The organism is Mesorhizobium sp. M4A.F.Ca.ET.020.02.1.1 (assembly GCF_004022645.1).
Lineage (GTDB): Bacteria > Pseudomonadota > Alphaproteobacteria > Rhizobiales > Rhizobiaceae > Mesorhizobium.
In genome coordinates this window covers 1-833 of sequence record NZ_RZOI01001245.1, presented here as the reverse complement: position 1 = coordinate 833, position 833 = coordinate 1, and the positions used below count along the sequence as shown (strand labels likewise).

Sequence of the window (833 nt, the reverse complement as noted above, 5' to 3'; positions counted from 1 at the left end):
GACCAGCGGCGCCGCCGACCGCGTCGCCGAGAAGCTCGGCATCGGCATCTATGAGACGCCGACCGGCTGGAAGTTCTTCGGCAATCTGCTCGACGCCGGCATGGCGACGATCTGCGGTGAGGAAAGCGCCGGCACCGGCTCCAACCATGTGCGCGAGAAGGACGGGCTGTGGGCGGTGCTCCTGTGGCTCAACATCCTCGCGGTGCGCGGCGAGAGCGCCAGGCAGATCGTCACCGAGCACTGGGCGACTTACGGCCGCAACTACTATTCCCGCCACGACTATGAGGAGGTCGAGACCGAGCGCGCCAACAAACTGGTCGACGAGTTGCGCGCCAAGCTCGCTTCGCTGCCCGGCACCAGCGTGCGCGGCCTGAAAATCGCCAACGCCGACGACTTCGCCTATCACGATCCGGTCGACGGCTCGGTGAGCAAGAACCAGGGCATCAGGATCCTGTTCGAGGGCGGCTCGCGCGTCGTCTTCCGCCTCTCCGGCACCGGCACCTCCGGCGCCACGCTGCGCGTCTATATCGAGCGCTACGAGCCGGATCAGGCGAGGCACGATCTCGACACGCAGGAAGCGCTCGCCGACCTCATCGCCGCGGCGGACGATATTGCGGGTATCAAGAGCCACACCGGCCGCGACAAGCCGAGCGTGATTACTTGAGGGTGGTTCTCCGCGGCTCCCCCTTCTCCCCTTGTGGGAGAAGGTGTCGCCGAAGGCGACGGATGAGGGGTGCCCCAGCTTGGCGCAAACCATCATCCAGATCATCGACGCCTCATTCCGTCCAAGACCCCTCATCCGGCTCGGCGCTGCGCGCCGATCCACCTTCTCC

At 66.3% G+C, this 833-nt stretch carries 1 protein-coding gene; it reads left to right on the top strand.

Annotation, left to right across the window (positions count from 1 at the left end):
- Nucleotides 1-664 (top strand): alpha-D-glucose phosphate-specific phosphoglucomutase (locus tag EN742_RS36385; RefSeq protein ID WP_128333957.1); only part of this gene is annotated, 664 nt, incomplete at its 5' end.
- Between the last annotated feature and the right edge of the window lie 169 nt (nucleotides 665-833).